Below are 17,294 nucleotides of genomic sequence, written 5' to 3' on the forward strand. Positions count from 1 at the left end.
CTGAGCATGTCACTGCTGGTGATCGCTTCCCTTGCAGTCCTGGCGCCCTTGTTGGTCCGGGCGTTGGACCGTGTCATCAAAGTCCCCCTGGTGGTCTTCGAGATTCTGTTGGGCATGCTGCTGGGCCCGGCCGTCCTGGGATGGGTCCAATCGGTGGAATTCACTGACACCTTGGCGGATTTCGGACTGGCCATGCTGTTTTTCGTGGCCGGCACGGAGATCGACTTCAGCCTCATCCGCGGCCGGCCCGCCATGAGGGCAGGCATCGGCTGGGTCATCTCCCTGGCGGCCGGAATCGGCGCGGGCCTCATCCTCGGACCCGGTTTGGAGGCGGCAGTCATCATCGGCGTCGCCCTCTGCTCCACGGCGCTGGGCACGCTGCTGCCCATCCTCCGCGACGCGGGCGAGTCCCGGACTCCCCTGGGCATCGCGGTGACCGCCCTTGGCGCCGTGGGGGAATTCGGTCCCCTCGTGGCCATCTCCTTGTTCTTCAGCGGCAAGCAGTTGGGTCCGGCCACGGCAGTACTCCTGGGCTTTATTGTCCTGACCGGCCTTGCAGTCTTCCTCGCCTCCCGTTCCCGCCACAAATTCCTGCACGCGCAGGTCACCAGGACTCTTCACACCAGCAGCCAGTTCGCGGCGCGCTCCATCATGTTCATCCTCACCGTCCTGGTGGTGCTGAGCATGACCCTGGGCCTGGACATGCTGCTGGGTGCCTTTGCTGCCGGGATCCTGTGGAAGGTGGTCATCGCGCGGGCACCCGAACAGGACCGCAGCGTCATCGAGGCCAAAGTAGACGCCATTGCGTTTGGCTTCCTGGTCCCGATTTTCTTCATCGACACCGGAATCGACTTCGACCTCGGCGCATTGACCGCAGACCCCATGACCCTGGCGCTGATGCCGGTGTTCCTCATGCTGTTGCTGGTGGTCCGGGGCCTGCCCTCAATGCTTGCGGCGCCAAGGAATTCCACTTTTGCCGGTAAACGCGCCGTTGCCCTGTTCGGCGCAACAGGCTTGCCGATCATCGTTGCGGTGACGGGGATCGGGCAGGACACCCACCTGATCTCCAACGGGATCGCTTCCGCGCTGGTCGGCGCCGGGATGCTCTCAGTGCTGCTCTTCCCGATGCTCGCGTTGCGGCAACGCACACCTGGCGCACCAGTTTCCGCCCCGCGCTCCCGAAAGCACTGACGCGAACGGCGTTAGCGGTTGCGACGAAGCCCCGGACACACGGACGTGTGCTGTTCAGTTCCCGGCTGCGAACGAGGCGACCAGGAGTCCCAGCGGCAGTGGCGCCTCGCCGTCGGGCAGTGCCTCAACCAACAACTTCGCATAACGGACCTTGTTGCCGCTGCGGCCGTCGAAGAATCTCCGCAGTTGGTCCGTCACCGGGCGGTCCCGGAGCGACGGTTGACGCTGCAGGAGCCGGAACGATGCCAGTTCGCCCTGTTCTTCAATGACATTCAGGACGTTCTCCGTTCCAAGGGCACGGATGAGTTCGTCTTCCAGGTCCTCGTGGCAGACGTGGAACCCAAGTTCCGCCAACGTTCCGGGACCGATGCCCGCACGGCTCAGCGCCCTGGCAATGCCAGGAGATTCGCCTGCATCGCACAACCCCAGGAGCCTATGGTCTGCGCCGCTGGGCCCATAACGGTCCAGAAAGTGGATGATGCTGGTGGCGCCGCCCATGGGTACCACCGTGACACCCTCTGCCGCCAGGTCATGGCCAAGCTTGGCGGCCAGCGTCTCCACGGCCACCTTGTCGCTTTCACCTTCCACCAGCACAGTGGTCTGCATAGAGCCAGTATGCATGCCGCGGCAACGGCCCGGCACGCCATGATGACGCCTGTCCGCGAATACGGAAAACCCCTCTTTCCGGTGGTGGTCCGCCGGAAAGAGGGGTTAGTGGAGCCCCCTGCCGGATTCGAACCGGCGACCCCCTGTTTACAAGACAGGTGCTCTGGCCAACTGAGCTAAGGAGGCGCGCTAAACAACGCTAGACAAGGTTAGCCCAGACCGTCCCCCACAAGGAAATTCGAGGCCGGACAAGCCCTGCCCGGAGACAACAGCGGCCGGTCGCCTCCAAGAAAGAGGCAACCGGCCGCCGTCGTACTTGGCTGAGAATCAGCCCTTGGCGCTGATGGCCGCCTGGATCTCGGCGTTAAGGTCGGTGGACCCGTCCCACTGCTTGCCGTCAACAAAGACGGTAGGCGTGCCGGTGATGCCGATCGCGGCAGCTTCCTGCGTGGCGACCTTCACGTACGGGCGGAACTCCTTGTTGTCCACGCAGGAGTCGATACTGGCGGCTCCCACTTCGGTGGCCATGGCCTTAAGGTCCTTGTCGGAGATGCCTGCACCGCCTTCGGACGGCTGGCGCTCGAACAGGAGGTTGAAGAAGTCGGCGTACTTCTCCGGCGAGGTGTTCACGACGCAGGCGGCAGCGTTCGCGGCGCGTGAGGAGTAGTTGGTGGTGGACTGCTGGTCCAGGAAACCAAGCGGTCGGTACTCGAGGGAGATCTTGCCTTCGTTGCGCAGGTTGGTCAGCGATTCCCCGTAAGTGGTTTCGAAGCGCTTGCAGACCGGGCAGATGAAGTCGATGTAGGCAACAACCTTGACGGGCTTGCCTGCTTCCGCCTCGGCGCCCGGAGCAGCTACGGTAGCCGGCTTGGTGGTCAGCGGAGCCGGAACATCGGCCACGTTCACCGTGGCGGGCTCCGACTTGACTACTTCGTTGTTGGCCAGCAGCGTCACACCGCCGTGGACGTTGCCGTTGGCCGGGGTGGGGCCGCTGTCCGCGATGGGGGCGCTGTTCTGGATGTTCTGGACCACCACGAGTGCGATGATCACGAGGATCGCCACGACGGCAACCACGATGCCCCAGCCAATCAGGAGCTTGTTGCGCTTCTCCTTCTTAAGCTGTTCTTCGCGGATCTTGCGCGCTTGTTCGCGGGCCTGGGCTGTGCGCTCGGCCTTGGACAGGCGTGGTTCGTTTGCGGGACTCATCAATTCCTCGTGGTTACTCGATGTCGAAGTGGCAACGGGGCCAGTTTACGGGAGCAAACCTGAAGGTTTGCCGCACACGCAACCGCCCGGTTGTTGAACGATCAACCGCCCCTGAAGATTCCGCCGGTAGGCTGGGAAGCGAGTCACAGCAACCCCAGGGGGCAGTAATGCAGGATTTGGCAAGCGAAAAACTCACGACGGAACAGGGCGTTAGGGCCTCACCCACGCAGAAGCCCACAGCGAGCACGTTCGATTTCATGGTGGTGTCCAACCGCCTGCCCGTAGACCGTTACAGCAACGACGGCGACACTAACGGCGGTGACGGCTGGCGCCGCTCCCCCGGCGGCCTCGTGACCGCGCTGGCGCCCATGATGACGAAATCCGACGGTGCATGGGTCGGGTGGCACGGCGCCCCGGACGAGACAGTGCGTCCTTTCAGCCACGAAGGCATGGACCTCGTCCCGGTCCAGTTGAGCAGCCACGAAGTGGAGCTCTACTACGAGGGATTCTCCAATGCCACCATCTGGCCGCTTTACCACGACGTTATCGCGCCGCCGGAATTCCACCGGACATGGTGGGACTCCTACCGCCAGGTGAACAAGAAGTTCGCCGACGCCGTCATCCGCCATGCCGCGGACGGGGCCACGGTGTGGGTGCAGGATTACCAGCTGCAGCTTGTCCCCAGGCTGCTCCGGGAAGCCCGCCCGGACTTGAAGATCGGCTTCTTCAACCACATTCCTTTCCCGCCGCCGGAAATCTTCGCGCAGTTGCCGTGGCGGCGCGAGATCATTGACGGCCTGCTCGGCGCCGACCTCCTCGGCTTCCAGCGCCCCAGCGACGCCGGCAACTTCATGCGGTCAGCCCGCCGCTTCCTGGGCGCAAGCGTCAAGCAGCAGCAGGTCCACGTGAAGGGACAGGACGGCCAGGTCACGCACATTGCCCGCGCCCAGGCGTTCCCCATCTCGATCGACGTGGACCAGATCCGCCAGCTCGCCACGCGGCCGGACATCATCGAACGGGCCCGGCAGATCCGCAAGGACCTCGGCGATCCCAAGACCATCCTGCTGGGCGTGGACAGGCTCGACTACACCAAGGGCATCGGGCACAGGCTGAAGGCCTTCGAGGAACTCCTGGCCGACGGGCACATCAAGGTTGAAGACGCCACCCTGATCCAGGTGGCAAGCCCCAGCCGGGAACGCGTGGAGCAGTACCGCCTCCTGCGGGAAGAAATCGAAGGCACGGTGGGCCGGATCAACGGCACCTACGACACCATCCAGAACACGGCTGTCCGCTACCTGCACCACAGCTACCCCGTGGAAGAGATGGTGGCCCTCTACCTGGCGGCCGACGTCATGCTGGTCACGGCCTTGAGGGATGGCATGAACCTGGTGGCCAAGGAGTACGTCACGGCCCGTTCCGAGGATGACGGAGCCTTGGTCCTCAGCGAGTTCGCCGGCGCTGCCGACCAGTTGAAGCAGGCCCTGCTGGTTAATCCGCACGACATCGACGGGCTGAAGTCATCGATCCTGCGGGCCATCAAACTGGATCCCAAGGAAGCCCGCCGCCGCATGAAGCTGATGCGCAAGCAGATCCTTGACCACGACGTCGACCACTGGTCCGCGGACTTCCTGGCTGCGCTCAAGGAAAAGGTGGTGCGCGATGACAGCTGAGCAGACCCCCCTCTCCCTGGCGCCGGAGCTGCTCGATGCGGTCCGCCGCATCGCCGATACGGAACACCTGCTGGTTGCCCTCGACTTCGACGGCACGCTTGCCCCGATCGTCGACCATGCGTCGGACGCCCGCCCGCTTCCCCGGTCGGCTGCGGCTTTGGAGCAACTCGCCGGGCTTCCGCGCACGACGACGGCACTCATCTCGGGACGCGCCCTGGACAGCTTGCGCGCGGTCGCTTCCCCGCCGGAAACGACGCTTCTGATCGGAAGCCACGGGGCGGAGGTCTGGATGGGAGAAGGATCCCTCGGACTGGAACTGGATGACGAGCAGCGGCAACGCCTGGCTTCGGTGCGCGAGGTGCTTGCCGGCATCGTCAACGTCGCTCCCGGCACGTTGCTGGAAGACAAGCCGGCAGGCGTGGTGCTCCACACCAGGTTGGCGGACGACGACGTGGCCGAGGACGCCGTCCAGGCCGCCCGCCTGGAATTGCAGGACCGTCCGGGGGTGTACTTGAAATCCGGCAAACGCGTGCTGGAAACCTCGGTGATCCAAGCGTCCAAGGGCGAGGCCGTGGAGTTCCTCCGCCAGGCCACCGGAGCCACCGCGGTCCTGTTTGCCGGTGACGACGTCACGGACGAGGACGCGCTGGGCAGGCTCCTGCCCGGGGACGTCGGCATCAAGGTCGGCCTGGATTTCACGCAGGCAGCGTACCGGGTGGAAGCTCCGGTACATGTGGCCGAACTCCTGGAAGCGCTGCTCCGGGAGCGACGCCGCGCCGTTGGCTCCGCATGAATCGCGAACAGAATTTCATGTGATCTTCGTAACAGTTCGACAGTTCGTCAAAAAGTCTGACATACTCTCGTATGTGACGTGACGCACAGCATCGTGCGGCGCCACGGGCGACTCCTCGGCTCCGGCCGGGGAGTTTCAACTGAAAAACAAGAACCATTCACTACGGATCGTCCGGCACGTACCTGCCGGTGAAGGGATTGATAACTGTGGCAACAGTTACTTTTGACAACGCTACGCGTCTGTACCCGGGCACTGATAAGCCCGCCGTCGATAAGCTGAACATCGACATCGCCGATGGCGAATTCCTGGTCCTCGTTGGACCCTCCGGTTGCGGTAAGTCCACTTCCCTGCGCATGCTCGCAGGCTTGGAGGACGTCAACGCAGGCCGCATCCTGATCGGCGACCGCGACGTCACCGACGTTCCGCCGAAGGACCGCGACATCGCGATGGTTTTCCAGAACTACGCGTTGTACCCGCACATGACTGTTGCCGACAACATGGGCTTCGCCCTGAAGATCGCCGGCGTCTCCAAGGAAGAGCGCGCAGAGCGTGTCCGTGAAGCCGCAAAGCTTCTTGACCTTGAGCAGTACTTGGACCGCAAGCCGAAGGCCCTCTCCGGTGGTCAGCGCCAGCGTGTTGCCATGGGCCGCGCAATCGTCCGTAACCCACAGGTCTTCCTCATGGACGAACCGCTGTCCAACCTGGACGCCAAGCTCCGTGTCCAGACCCGTACCCAGATCGCGTCCCTGACCCGCCGCCTCGGCGTCACCACCGTCTACGTGACGCACGACCAGGTCGAGGCAATGACCATGGGCGACCGCGTCGCAGTGCTGAAGGACGGCCTCCTCCAGCAGGTCGACACCCCGCGCAACCTGTACGACCGCCCGCAGAACGTCTTCGTTGCAGGCTTCATCGGCTCCCCCGCCATGAACCTGCTGGAACTGCCCGTTGTTGACGGCGGCGTCCAGTTCGGCGGCACGGTCTACCCCGTTCCGCACGATGTCCTCGATGACGCTTCGGGCAAGACCGTCACGGTCGGTACCCGTCCGGAAGACCTCGAGACCGCTCCTCAGGGCGAAGGCCTCCAGGTTGAGGTGGACGTAGTGGAAGAGCTCGGAGCCGACGCTTACGTCTACGGCCACACCACCCTCGACGGCAAGAGCCACGACATCGTGGCCCGTGTTGACGGCCGCCGTCCTCCGATGAAGGGCGAGTCCATCTTCGTCCGTCCGCAGTCCGGCCACGTGCACCTGTTCGACACCAAGACCGGCCTCCGCCTGGGCGACTAATCCCCACCGACCCCCTAGCCTCGCTTCGCTTCGGCCAGGGAACCCTGTCGGCGTGGGCCCACCCACCGACCCCCTAGCCTCGCTTCGCTTCGGCCAGGGAACCCTGTCGGCGTGGGCTCACCACCACCTGAAGTAGCGATAACGGCCCGACCCCCGCGTCGGGCCGTTACCGCTTTAACCCGCCCCGTAGCGGCTACGGACCAGAAGGAGAACGGCATGAACGTCACGGAACTCCTCATCCCCAAGCCTGTGCACGTCGCCGTCCTGGATGGCCGGGCTTTCACCTTGGGCGGCGCCACCCGAATCTCCGCAACCGGCGCCGCCGTGCCCGTTGCCGGGCACCTCGCGTCATTCCTGCGTCGCGCTACCGGCCACGAACTTCCGCTGGTCAGCGATTTTCGGCCCGGTGATGTAGCACTGGAGCTGACAAGAACGTTCGACGGCGGCCCTGAGGCTTACGCCCTGACCGTCACCGACGCAGGCGCACGGGTCCGGGCTGACACACCGGCCGGGCTGTTCAACGGCATCCAGACCCTCCGCCAGTTGTTCGACCCCGCCATCGAAGCCCCGCCGGACGGGCCCGCGCGGAACTCGGACAGGCAACGCGACTGGACGGTCCCCGCCGTCGAAATCAAAGATGCTCCCCGCTTCCGGTACCGCGGTTTGATGCTTGACGTTGCGCGCAGTTTCTTCACCGTTGCCGAGGTCAAGGAACAAATTGATGTCATGGCGCAGCTCAAGTTCAACGCCTTGCACCTGCACCTGACGGACGACCAAGCATGGCGCATCGAGATCCATGAACCGGAGAACAACCCCTCCGGGCTGGAGTACGCCAACCTCACGGCAGTAGGCGGGGCCGTGAACCACCCCGGCGTTGGCCTCACGCCCGGTCGGACGGGTTTCTACACCCAGCAGGACTACCGGGACATCCAGGCCTACGCCGCCGCCCGCAACATCACGGTGGTTCCCGAGATCGACCTCCCAGGCCACGTCAACGCAGCATTGGCAGCCGTGCCCCGGCTCAACCCTGAGGGCGTTGCCAAACCCATGAACGCCACGGGTGAGGTGGGGTACTCCACGCTGAGCGCGGACCTTCCCGCCACCTATGAGTTCGTCAGCGAGGTCTTGGGGCAGGTCGCCGCCATCACCGACGGCCCCTACCTTCACATCGGCGGGGACGAGGCCCACGTGACCGGCCACGAAAACTACCTCGCCATGGTCCGGGAGTTCGCCAGGATCGGTGCCGCCACCGGCAAGACCGTGGTGGGCTGGAACGAGGCGGCCGAAGCGGATCTGCCGGATGGAAGCGTGGTGCAGTACTGGTTCGGAGACTTCGGGCAAGTACTGAACAAGGCCGAACAAGGTACTGCCAAGGTCATCATGTCTCCTGCCGACCGGACGTACCTGGACCAAAAGTACGATTCCACCAGCCCCATCGGACTGTCCTGGGTTGACGGCGGCCCCTTCACGTGGTCCGAGTACTACCAGTGGAACCCCGCCCAAGGCGGCCTTGAAGACCAGCACATCCTCGGCGTCGAAGGTCCCCTATGGACCGAAACCGTCCGCGGTAACCGCCAGGCCTATTGGCTGCTGTACCCGCGTGCGGTTTCCCTCGCGGAAGTGGCGTGGTCGCCACAGGAGGCCAGAAGCCTTAGTGACTTCCGACGTCGGCTGGGCGGCATCGGCGAGCGGCTCGCCAACCAGGGGGTCACCTTCCAGCCGGCTGCCGACGTCGAATGGTCCGCCACACCGGCCGATCCCTTCACTGAACCGAACAACACCACCGAATACGGAACAATTGAGGCATGAGCGAGCAAAACGGAGCCCAGTGGCACGACGAACCTACCGACTACGGGCAGATCGGCAAGCTCCCACGGAAGGAAGCTGCGAGCGCGCAGGACTCAACCCCGCCTGCGAGCGTCATCGGTTCGCTCAACATCACCGCAGCAGCGGCCGATCCTGAACTGCTGGACCTTCCCTGGCACATCGCCTTGGAGGACTGGCCGGCTGAATTCCTGGCAGCACTCCCCCGCGGTATTTCCCGCCACATTGTCCGGTTCGCGCACCTTGGCGGCTCCGTCATAGCCATCAAGGAAACCTCTGAGCACGTGGCCCGGCACGAATACCACATGCTCCGGAAACTGGCCCGGCTGGACGTCCCCTGCGTTGAGCCGGTGGCGGTCATCACCGGCCGGACGACGGCGGACGGCAAACCGCTGAACCCCGTGCTGGTCACCCGGCATCTGAAGTTCTCCATGCCGTACCGCGCACTGTTCTCCCAGATGCTCCGCAAGGACACCCTGACGCGCCTCATCGATGCACAGGCGCTGCTTCTGGTCCGCCTTCACCTCATCGGTTTCTACTGGGGCGACGTGTCGCTCTCCAACACCCTCTTCCGCCGCGACGCCGGTGCATTTGCCGCCTACCTCGTGGACGCTGAAACCGGTGAACTGTACCCGGACCTTTCCATGGGCCAACGCGAGTACGATCTGGAGATTGCCCGGGTGAACATTGCGGGCGAGCTCATGGATCTCTTGGACGGCGGCCTCATTGAGGAGAAAGTGGATCCCGTTGCTACCAGTGAACTGATCATGGACAGCTACCGTCGCCTCTGGGCCGAGCTGACGGAGAAGGAGTCTTTCGAACTCGGCGAACGCTGGCGGGTGGCGGCGCGTATCCGCAGGCTCAACGAGCTCGGCTTCGACGTCGAGGAATATGCCATCAAGACCACGGCGGACGGTTCCACGATCCAGCTGCAGCCCAAGGTGGTGGACGCTGGGCACCACCAGCGCCGGTTGCTGCGCTTGACCGGCCTGGACGCCCAAGAGAACCAGGCCCGCAGGTTGCTGAATGACATGGACCAGTTCCGTGCCGACAACAACCCCGAACTGGACGAGGAAATCAGCGCCCATGCCTGGGTCAGCCAGATCTTCGAACCGATCGTGCGGTCCATCCCCCGGCACCTGGCAGGAAAACTCGAACCCGCCGAGGTGGTCCACGAGGTCCTCGAACACCGCTGGTACATGAGCCAGAAGCAGGACCGCCACATCCCCCTCGCGGAGACGGTGCAGTCCTACATCGACACAGTCCTGCGGCACCGCCGTGACGAGGCCGCCATCATGCTGAACCCGGACACCGAGATGCTGAAGATCCTCGAAGTGGAAGTTGAAGAGTCCGGCCGGTACGACGAGGTGGAAGAGTACCCCGACGCCGACGACTGAGGTCCTGGAAGGAACGCACGGCGCCCTCAGGGCACCTTATGGTTCCAGGGTTTCCGCGAGCCCGGCCAACACGGGCTCGCGGCCCAGTTCTATATGGGAGTAGGCCAGCGAGTAAGCGAGCTCGGGACGTCCGTTGAGGATCGCGTTGCACAGCTGGGTGTGTTCTTCGCGCTGGAGTTCGTTGCTGCGGTTGTGCGCCAGGCCGAAGATCCAGCGCATGCGACCAAACAGGGGCTTCACGGACTCCATCAGGAGGCGGTTGCCGGAGAGTCGGACAATCTCCGCGTGCAGTTCCGCGCTGATGAGGACGACGTCGTCGGTACGGTCCTCGTCGATGGCAGCCTTGGATGCTTCCATGAGTTCCCCGAGGCGGCCGCCGTCGCCACCCTCGGCAACGCGGGCGGCCGCTTCCTTGGCGGCGAAGGTTTCCAAGCACAGGCGGACGTCGAAGAGCTCGTTGACGTCCGTCAGGGTGAGTTGGCGTACCACCGCGCCGCGGCGCGGGAAGGTGGCCACGAACCCGTCTTGTTCCAGCCGCTGAATGGCTTCCCGGACGGGGATGCGCGAGACGCTGTACATGTCCGAGAGTTCACGTTCCCGCAGCCGGGAACCCTGTGCGAAGGACCCTGACACGATGCCTTCGAGCACCAGTTGGTATACGTACTCCGCGCGGGCCTCGTCATCGCGGACGTTGCCGTTTTCCGGACCAGCCTCTGCCACTGTGGAACTCCCCTTCATGCCGGCGCCCAACCGAGTTCGCCGGACGGCACCGGTCAGCGCTCCAACCGAGCATACACGGGTGGAAACAGCTCGTCCGCAGGCCGCTTCAAGGTATCGCGCTGCGTGTAGCCGTCACGCATTTTGTCGAAGAGTTCCTGCCCCCGCGTGCGCCAGTAGTCGAGGTCGACGCCCTCGATCAGCCCGTCTGCCATGATGGTGCGCCCGGCTACCACCGAGAGGATGGCCTGACGCGCAGAGCCGTTGAGGGTCAGGGTGCGGAGGGGGTCATCGTGTACGCCGTCACGGATGTCGTCGAGCGCGAACGCAACCATATCGGCCTGCGCACCGGGTTGGAGCCGCCCCAGGTCGTTCCGGCCCAAGGCACGCGCCCCGCCGAGCGTTGCCGCGTCCACATATCCGGCGAGGTCACCGGCGTCGTTCCTTCCGGCGAGGATCTTGGCCAGCTGGACACCGGCGTCGATGCCCCGGATGAGGTCCGGCGGAAACGAGTCGGTGCCCAGTGAGATGTTCACGCCGGCGGCTTTGTAGTCGTTGAAGGAGTCCAGCGTGCTCCCGTAGCGCATGGACGTGAGCGGGCAGTGGATGATACTGGCCCCGCTCGAAGCCAGTCGGTGGAGATCTCCCCTGTCCTCTCCGTACACGGCCGGGTTGCGGTCGATGTACGTAGCATGCGGGATCAGCAGGCGCTCGTTGAGCAGCCCCGCCTGGTCGATGAGTTCAAGCGGCGGAACCCCGTACCACTGCATGATGAGTTCCCGCTCCACGAGACCCTGCAGGGAGTGCAAGCGCACCAGCGTGCCATGTTCGGCCGAGGCTGCGGCAGTGTCCTTGAGGAGATCGAGGTCCAAGGTCTCGATCCGGCAGGGCAACAGCACACCGTTGACCAGGGGATCGTCCAGTCCGGCCGCGTACTCGAGGAAGCGCAAGGCGCCAGCGAAGCCCTCACGGCCCCGTTCGACGTCGAACATCACGGTTCGCCCGCCATCGGCCGGCACGACGTTCACGCCTGAGCGGTACGCCGGGCCCAGGTAGCCCCGCAATCCGAACCGCCTGCTGGTCTCTGCCATGCCAACCAGTTCGTCATAGGACTCCGCCCACTCCGAGTGCACCTCGGACGCGATGGGCATGTAGGTGGTGATCCCGTGCAGGATCAGCTGGATCAGCGCGTACTCCCGGATGTCCTGGCGCTCCGATGCCGTGAAGACGTCTGTCCGGTGGTTCAGGAAGTAGTCCTCGGACCACTGGTGCCCCGCGGCCTGCTCGGGCCCTGCCCAGCTGTCCAGGATGAGGTGGTCTATGTCGGTGAGGGCGTCAAGGTCGATCAGGCCGGGCATGAGGAGGGCGTTACCCAGGTGCGTCTCCTCGTCCGCCAAGCCCGGGTATTCGTAGCCCACGTAGTCGATGGTTGAACCGCTGTAGACAACGCAGGCATTTTCCAGCAGTACGTGCTGTCCCTCGTGGAAGCCCACTACGTAGCGGGCGGTGATTTTGGTCGTGATTGTCATGGAAGCTCCTTTGCTGCTCGACAAGTCCTGTCTGGTATTCCAAACAACGCCCTGATCTGTGATTTACATCGCAATAATTGTGCCCTAATCTATTTTGGTATACAAAACCTCCCAAACTCAGCTCCCCTTCCTGAAATGAGCAAACGGTTGACCCAGATACAATCCGTCGAACCCACTACCGGCAGCCCACCGCTCCCGTCGGCAATGAAGCCCGAGGACAAAGCTGCACCAGCCGAGGCGCGCTCCCTCCTGGCCACGGCCTGGCTCAGGATCCGCCGCAGCAAGGTTGCGCTCGTCAGCCTGTGCGTGGTGGTGGCGATCGTCCTGTTCGCCCTCCTGGCCCCCGTGCTGACCGCCCTCTCCGGGAACGATCCCTTCACTTCCAACACCAGCCCCGAAGTCTTGGACGATTTCCAAACACCCGGCCTTCCCTTGCCCGGCTACATGTACCCCTCAGCCGAACACTGGCTGGGCGTCGAGCCCGGCCTGGGCCGCGACCTCTTCGCCCGCCTTGCGTTCGGCGGACAGGTTTCCCTGACCATCGCGCTGCTGTCCACCGCGGTGTCAGTCATCCTCGGCACGGTCCTGGGTGCTGCCGCCGGCTACTTCGGGGGCAAGACTGACGCCATCATCAGCCGCATCATGGATCTCTTCCTTGCATTCCCGCACCTGCTGCTGGTCCTGTCGCTGACACCCATCCTGCAGTCACGGCTCCGGGATACGCCGCTGGGTGAGGGCAGCTTCCTTCCCATGGCATCCCTCGTGATCATCCTTGGCTTCTTCGGCTGGGCCTACCTCGCCCGGATCGTGCGCGGCCAGGTCCTGAGCCTCCGCGAGCGCGAATTCGTCGAGGCGGCACGTTCATTCGGCGCCTCCCACCTGAGCGTCCTGTTCCGTCAGATCATCCCCAACGTAATGGGCGTCGTCCTTGTGTACGCAACGATGCTCATCCCCACCAATATCTCCGCTGAAGCAGCCCTTTCCTTCCTGGGCGTCGGCGTCAAGGACCCCACGCCGTCGTGGGGCCAAATGCTGAACGCCGCACAATCCGGCAACTGGTACCTCAGCGATCCCTGGTTCCTGGCCGTACCGGGCGTGATGCTCATCGTCACTGTCCTGGCCTTCAACCTCCTGGGCGATGCCGTGCGCGACGCCCTGGACCCCAAAGCATCCCGCCACTAACCCCGTTTCACCCACCCTTTCCCAGAGGAGCACCATGAAAACCCCCACGAAAGCACTGGCGCTTTCCGTGCTGATTGCCATGTCCGCCGCAGGCTGCAGCGCAGGGCAGAACCAACCTTCCAACTCCAAGCCGGAATCGGTCACGGAGCTGGCCCCCGTTGTGGTCAAGTCGGGATTCACCACCAAGGGCGGAAACATCAACGTCCTGATGTCATCCGACTTCCAAACCCTGGATCCGGGCAACAGCAACTATGTCCAGACCGCCAACGTCGGTCAGCTCTACTACCGGACGCTGACCATGGCGAAGGAAACCGCCGGCCAGCCGCCCACAGTGGTGCCTGACCTTGCCACTGATACGGGGAAGGTCTCCGAGGACGGCCTCAGCTGGACCTACACCCTCAAGGAGGGCGTGAAGTTCGAGGACGGCACGCCCATCACCTCTGCCGACATCAAGTACGGCGTGGAACGAACCTTCGCACAGGATGTCTTTACCCAGGCGCCGCAGGAGATGAACGCAGCCCTCGACGCCGGCGGGTACAAAGGCCCGTATAAGGATCCATCCGCTGTGTTCAAGGCAGTGGAAACGCCCGACGAGCGCACGATTGTCTTCCACCTGAAGAAGCCGTTCGCAGAGTTCCCTGCCCTGGCCTCACGCTCAAACACGGCCCCGGTCCCCAAAGCCAAGGACACCAAGCTCGACTACACCAACCATCCGGTGTCCTCGGGACCGTACATGGTTGAGTCCTACAACCGCGGCAAGTCCCTGAAGCTGGTCCGCAACCCGCACTGGGATCCTGCGACAGACCCCAACCGTTCCGCCCTTCCTGACACGTTCAGCTTCTCCCTCTCCACGTCGCAGGCCACATCAGCCAGCAACTCCTGGCCGATTCCGATCCCAACGCCATCACCCTCGATTCCAACGGCGCGCTGCAAACGTCGGACTCAGCGAAGCTGGCCGATGCCAAGGTCAAGGACCGCGTAGCCTCGGGACTCTTGGGCTGCAACGACGTGCTGAGCCTGAATACGGAGAAGCTTACGGATCCCGATGTCCGTAAAGCCATTGCCCTGGCCCTGGACCGCCAATCCATCCTGGTCCAGTACGGCGGGCGCCGCTTCGGCGAACTGACGCAGAGCCCGCTGAATGACAAGATGCGCGGCTACGTGGAGACAGAACTGGAACTCGACCCTGCGGGCAAGCCCAAGCTGGAAGAGGCCAAGAAACTCCTCGAGGGCAAGGACTACCCCAAAACCTTGACCTACGGCTATGCCAACAACCGTGACGCCTACAAGAACACCGGAACAGTGGTCCAGCAGAACTTGAAGGCACTGGGCATCAACGTCGAACTGGTGGCAATCCCTGCACCGAACTATTACTCGGTGATGGCCAGCGAGCAGCTCCCGGACCTGGGCCGCTCCGGTTGGTGCGGCGGCGCGGACCCCGCCTCGGTACGCACGTCCGCCGATCCCTTCCTGGGCCCTGACAATGAAGGCACCTCGTACGGCTTCTCGAACACCTCGCGGTACTACGATCCCATCGTTTCCAAGACGATGTACGAGCTCCGGAACACCGACGGAACGTCCGAAGAACTGGGCAGGAAGTGGTCAGAAGCATTCGGAACAGCCCTGAAGACCTACCCGATCGTGCCCCTCATCCGAAGCCACACCAACAGCGTGGTTGGCTCAAACGTCCGTAACGCCCAAGTCGGCTACTTCTTCGGCGGCATTGACCTTTCGATCGTCGGCGTCGAGCACTAATTCGGCACCGGGAACAAACCGGGCATAGTCCAGAAGGAGAAGCGGGCCGCCCGTCACTGCGGGCGGCCCGCAACCACCACCATGTTGAGTTTTATTCTTCGCCGCGCCGGATCCTTGGTCCTGCTCCTCTTTGCGGTCAGTTTCATCACCTTCAGTCTTTTTCAATTGGGTCCTTCGGACCCGGCGGCGGCCGCCTGCGGGCAGGAATGCACGCCCGAACGTGTCGCGGAGGCCCGCGTCGCACTCGGCATGGACCAGCCGTTCTTCGTCCAGTACTTCGACTACCTGCGCGGTCTCTTCAGCTCGCGGATGATCGGCGCTCCCGGCGCCCAGACGCTCTGCGAATGGCCGTGCCTGGGCAAATCGTTCCAAACCAATGAGAACGTGGCCGACATCATCCTCCGTTCCCTCCCCTACACCTTCTCCATGGCGATCGGCGCGCTGGTTCTGTGGACCATCACCGGCGTGGGCCTCGGCCTGCTGGCAGCCCTGCGCAAGGGTTCTCCGCTGGACAAATTCATTGTTGGCGCAGCGTCCGTGGGCGTCTCCCTGCCCATCCCCGTTACGGGGCTGTTCCTGCTCCTCCTGTTCGTCAACCAACTGCATCTGTTGCCCTTCACCACCAACGAGATCAACAGCCCGTTCGGCCCCCAGGGGCCCGGGGCATGGGTGGCCAACTACCTGCTCCCGTGGATAGCTTTGGCGGTGCTCTTCAGCGCTTCCTACATCCGGGTGACCCGTACCAACATGATCGAAACGTTCGGCGAGGACTTCATCAGGACTGCGCGTGCCAAAGGCCTCGCTCCCCGCACCGTCACGTTCAAGCACGGAGCCCGCGCCGGCATTACCCCTGTGGTCACCATGCTGGGCATGGACATCGGCCTCCTTTTGGGCGGGGCTGTACTCACGGAGCAGATCTTCTCCGTTCCCGGCCTGGGATTCACCGCGGTGCACGCAGCCATCTCCGGAGACCTGCCGGTCACCATGGCCATCACCATGCTTGCCGCGTTCTTCGTGATCGCCGCCAACGTCGTGGTGGACCTCGCCTATGCCGCCATCGACCCCAGAGTGAGGCTCCAATGACGCACACCCCGCCTACCCTGAGCTCCCCGGCAGGTACCACCGGGACCGGCACCGCATTCCTGGACGTCCGGAACTTGTCCGTGAAGTTCCCGACCGACGACGGCCTCGTCTCCGCCGTCAACGGAATGGACTTCAGCCTGGAGCGCGGCCAGACCCTGGGAATCGTCGGCGAATCCGGTTCCGGCAAATCCGTCACCAGTCAGGCGTTGATGGGTCTCCTCAAAGGCACATCAGCCCAGGTAACCGGGCAGGCCGTCTTCCAAGGCAAGGATCTGGTGACACTGCCCGAGTCAGGAATGCGCCAACTGCGCGGCCGGAACATCGGCATGATCTTCCAGGACCCGCTCTCGGCACTGCACCCGTTCTACACTGTGGGCCACCAGATCGCCGAGGCCTACCTGGTCCACAACAAAGCAAGCAAGAAGCAGGCCCGGGCGGCCGCGGTGGATATGTTGGGCAGGGTGGGCATCCCCAGCCCGGAGCAACGCTTCGATGAATACCCCCATCACTTCTCAGGAGGCATGCGGCAGCGCGCCATGATCGCCATGGCCCTGATCTGCGAGCCGGAACTGCTGATCGCGGATGAGCCGACCACCGCGCTGGATGTGACGGTGCAGGCACAAATCCTGGACCTGATGCTGGAGCTGCAGGAGGAAACCAACTCCGCCCTCATCCTCATCACCCACGATCTGGGCGTAGTAGCAGAGGTGTGCCACAACGTGCTGGTCATGTACGGCGGACAGTGCGTGGAATCCGGTCCCGTGGACGGGATCTTCTACGACACGCGCCACCCCTACACCCTGGGCCTGCTCAACTCGATGCCCACCCTGACCGGTTCCAACGGACAGCTGAACCCGATCCCCGGCCAGCCGCCGTCGCTCCTCGACCTCCCCAAGGGCTGCATCTTCAGCGCAAGGTGCCAGTACGCGGAACTTGCCGGCGACGGCGTCTGCGCCAAGCAGCGGCCGGAGCTGGTTGTCGAGGACGGGCACGGGAAGCGGTGCCATTTGGATGAGACCCAGCTCCTCACGATTCGAAATGCCCGATAGGAC

15 protein-coding genes and 1 tRNA gene are annotated in these 17,294 nt (G+C 63.9%); 11 read left to right on the forward strand and 5 right to left on the reverse strand.

Features of this window, described 5'->3' with window-relative positions; genetic code table 11:
- The first annotated feature begins 6 nt into the window (after positions 1 to 6).
- Positions 7 to 1,191: a cation:proton antiporter gene (locus tag HMI59_RS17060; protein WP_227471428.1), complete on the forward strand. Its 1,185-nt coding sequence runs from the start codon at positions 7 to 9 to the stop codon at positions 1,189 to 1,191.
- A gap of 54 nt (positions 1,192 to 1,245) precedes the next feature.
- Here HMI59_RS17060 and HMI59_RS17065 read toward each other — a convergent pair whose 3' ends face one another.
- The 3 genes from HMI59_RS17065 to HMI59_RS17075 form a co-directional block, all read right to left on the reverse strand.
- Entirely contained in the window at positions 1,246 to 1,797 is a 552-nt protein-coding gene (locus tag HMI59_RS17065) for a TOPRIM nucleotidyl transferase/hydrolase domain-containing protein (protein WP_193591974.1), read from the reverse strand.
- Positions 1,798 to 1,906: 109 nt separating this feature from the next.
- Positions 1,907 to 1,983 (reverse strand) — tRNA-Thr (locus HMI59_RS17070).
- 141 nt (positions 1,984 to 2,124) lie between these two features.
- Entirely contained in the window at positions 2,125 to 3,003 is an 879-nt protein-coding gene (locus HMI59_RS17075) for a thioredoxin domain-containing protein (RefSeq protein ID WP_193591975.1), read from the reverse strand.
- 167 nt (positions 3,004 to 3,170) lie between these two features.
- On the opposite strand from HMI59_RS17075, the gene HMI59_RS17080 reads away from it, so the two are divergent.
- The 5 genes from HMI59_RS17080 (at position 3,171) to HMI59_RS17100 (ending at position 9,976) form a co-directional block, all read left to right on the forward strand.
- Entirely contained in the window at positions 3,171 to 4,673 is a 1,503-nt protein-coding gene (locus HMI59_RS17080; protein WP_021473759.1) for a trehalose-6-phosphate synthase, read from the forward strand.
- Positions 4,663 to 5,466, forward strand: a complete 804-nt coding sequence (gene otsB, locus HMI59_RS17085) for a trehalose-phosphatase (protein ID WP_021473760.1) — start codon at positions 4,663 to 4,665, stop codon at positions 5,464 to 5,466. Before HMI59_RS17080 ends, otsB begins: the two co-directional genes overlap by 11 nt.
- A gap of 206 nt (positions 5,467 to 5,672) precedes the next feature.
- Positions 5,673 to 6,755, forward strand: a complete 1,083-nt coding sequence (locus tag HMI59_RS17090; protein WP_021473761.1) for an ABC transporter ATP-binding protein — start codon at positions 5,673 to 5,675, stop codon at positions 6,753 to 6,755.
- Positions 6,756 to 6,971: 216 nt separating this feature from the next.
- The gene (locus HMI59_RS17095) at positions 6,972 to 8,564 is read left to right on the forward strand and encodes a beta-N-acetylhexosaminidase (protein ID WP_193591976.1); all 1,593 of its coding nucleotides are present in this window, start codon (positions 6,972 to 6,974) and stop codon (positions 8,562 to 8,564) included.
- Positions 8,561 to 9,976 carry a DUF4032 domain-containing protein gene (locus HMI59_RS17100; protein ID WP_021473763.1) on the forward strand — a complete coding sequence of 472 codons (1,416 nt, stop codon included), beginning with the start codon at positions 8,561 to 8,563 and terminating at the stop codon, positions 9,974 to 9,976. Before HMI59_RS17095 ends, HMI59_RS17100 begins: the two co-directional genes overlap by 4 nt.
- Before the next feature lie 36 nt (positions 9,977 to 10,012).
- Here HMI59_RS17100 and HMI59_RS17105 read toward each other — a convergent pair whose 3' ends face one another.
- Together HMI59_RS17105 and HMI59_RS17110 are read right to left on the reverse strand one after the other, a co-directional pair.
- The gene (locus HMI59_RS17105) at positions 10,013 to 10,714 is read right to left on the reverse strand and encodes a GntR family transcriptional regulator (RefSeq protein ID WP_227471429.1); all 702 of its coding nucleotides are present in this window, start codon (positions 10,712 to 10,714) and stop codon (positions 10,013 to 10,015) included.
- 35 nt (positions 10,715 to 10,749) lie between these two features.
- Positions 10,750 to 12,222, reverse strand: coding sequence for a chlorohydrolase family protein (locus HMI59_RS17110; protein ID WP_227471430.1), 1,473 nt, complete (start codon positions 12,220 to 12,222; stop codon positions 10,750 to 10,752).
- Between the two features lie 147 nt (positions 12,223 to 12,369).
- Here HMI59_RS17110 and HMI59_RS17115 point away from each other — a divergent pair, with 147 nt between their 5' ends.
- From HMI59_RS17115 to HMI59_RS17130, 5 genes are all read left to right on the forward strand, one after another.
- Complete coding sequence (locus tag HMI59_RS17115) at positions 12,370 to 13,404, forward strand: ABC transporter permease (RefSeq protein ID WP_227471431.1); 1,035 nt, start codon at positions 12,370 to 12,372, stop codon at positions 13,402 to 13,404.
- A 34-nt stretch (positions 13,405 to 13,438) separates the two neighbouring features.
- Positions 13,439 to 14,386, forward strand: a complete 948-nt coding sequence (locus HMI59_RS25985; protein WP_255527620.1) for an ABC transporter substrate-binding protein — start codon at positions 13,439 to 13,441, stop codon at positions 14,384 to 14,386.
- Positions 14,356 to 15,159, forward strand: a complete 804-nt coding sequence (locus HMI59_RS25990) for an ABC transporter substrate-binding protein (protein WP_255527680.1) — start codon at positions 14,356 to 14,358, stop codon at positions 15,157 to 15,159. The genes HMI59_RS25985 and HMI59_RS25990 overlap by 31 nt, the downstream gene beginning before the upstream one ends.
- Positions 15,160 to 15,240: 81 nt before the next feature.
- Positions 15,241 to 16,242 carry an ABC transporter permease gene (locus HMI59_RS17125; RefSeq protein ID WP_193591977.1) on the forward strand — a complete coding sequence of 334 codons (1,002 nt, stop codon included), beginning with the start codon at positions 15,241 to 15,243 and terminating at the stop codon, positions 16,240 to 16,242.
- Positions 16,239 to 17,291, forward strand: a complete 1,053-nt coding sequence (locus tag HMI59_RS17130; protein ID WP_193591978.1) for an ABC transporter ATP-binding protein — start codon at positions 16,239 to 16,241, stop codon at positions 17,289 to 17,291. Before HMI59_RS17125 ends, HMI59_RS17130 begins: the two co-directional genes overlap by 4 nt.
- Positions 17,292 to 17,294 lie beyond the last annotated feature (3 nt).

The organism is Paenarthrobacter sp. YJN-5 (assembly GCF_015040095.1).
Classification (GTDB): domain Bacteria; phylum Actinomycetota; class Actinomycetes; order Actinomycetales; family Micrococcaceae; genus Arthrobacter; species Arthrobacter ureafaciens.

Coding starts and splice junctions, on each gene's coding strand:
- HMI59_RS17110 (WP_227471430.1), bottom strand. CDS start 12,222: ATGACAATCACGACCAAAATCACCGCCCGCTACGTAGTGGGCTTCCAC.
- HMI59_RS17075 (WP_193591975.1), bottom strand. CDS start 3,003: ATGAGTCCCGCAAACGAACCACGCCTGTCCAAGGCCGAGCGCACAGCC.
- HMI59_RS17095 (WP_193591976.1), top strand. CDS start 6,972: ATGAACGTCACGGAACTCCTCATCCCCAAGCCTGTGCACGTCGCCGTC.
- HMI59_RS17060 (WP_227471428.1), top strand. CDS start 7: ATGTCACTGCTGGTGATCGCTTCCCTTGCAGTCCTGGCGCCCTTGTTG.
- HMI59_RS17080 (WP_021473759.1), top strand. CDS start 3,171: ATGCAGGATTTGGCAAGCGAAAAACTCACGACGGAACAGGGCGTTAGG.
- HMI59_RS17130 (WP_193591978.1), top strand. CDS start 16,239: ATGACGCACACCCCGCCTACCCTGAGCTCCCCGGCAGGTACCACCGGG.
- HMI59_RS25985 (WP_255527620.1), top strand. CDS start 13,439: ATGAAAACCCCCACGAAAGCACTGGCGCTTTCCGTGCTGATTGCCATG.
- HMI59_RS17105 (WP_227471429.1), bottom strand. CDS start 10,714: ATGAAGGGGAGTTCCACAGTGGCAGAGGCTGGTCCGGAAAACGGCAAC.
- HMI59_RS17100 (WP_021473763.1), top strand. CDS start 8,561: ATGAGCGAGCAAAACGGAGCCCAGTGGCACGACGAACCTACCGACTAC.
- HMI59_RS17065 (WP_193591974.1), bottom strand. CDS start 1,797: ATGCAGACCACTGTGCTGGTGGAAGGTGAAAGCGACAAGGTGGCCGTG.
- HMI59_RS17125 (WP_193591977.1), top strand. CDS start 15,241: ATGTTGAGTTTTATTCTTCGCCGCGCCGGATCCTTGGTCCTGCTCCTC.
- otsB (WP_021473760.1), top strand. CDS start 4,663: ATGACAGCTGAGCAGACCCCCCTCTCCCTGGCGCCGGAGCTGCTCGAT.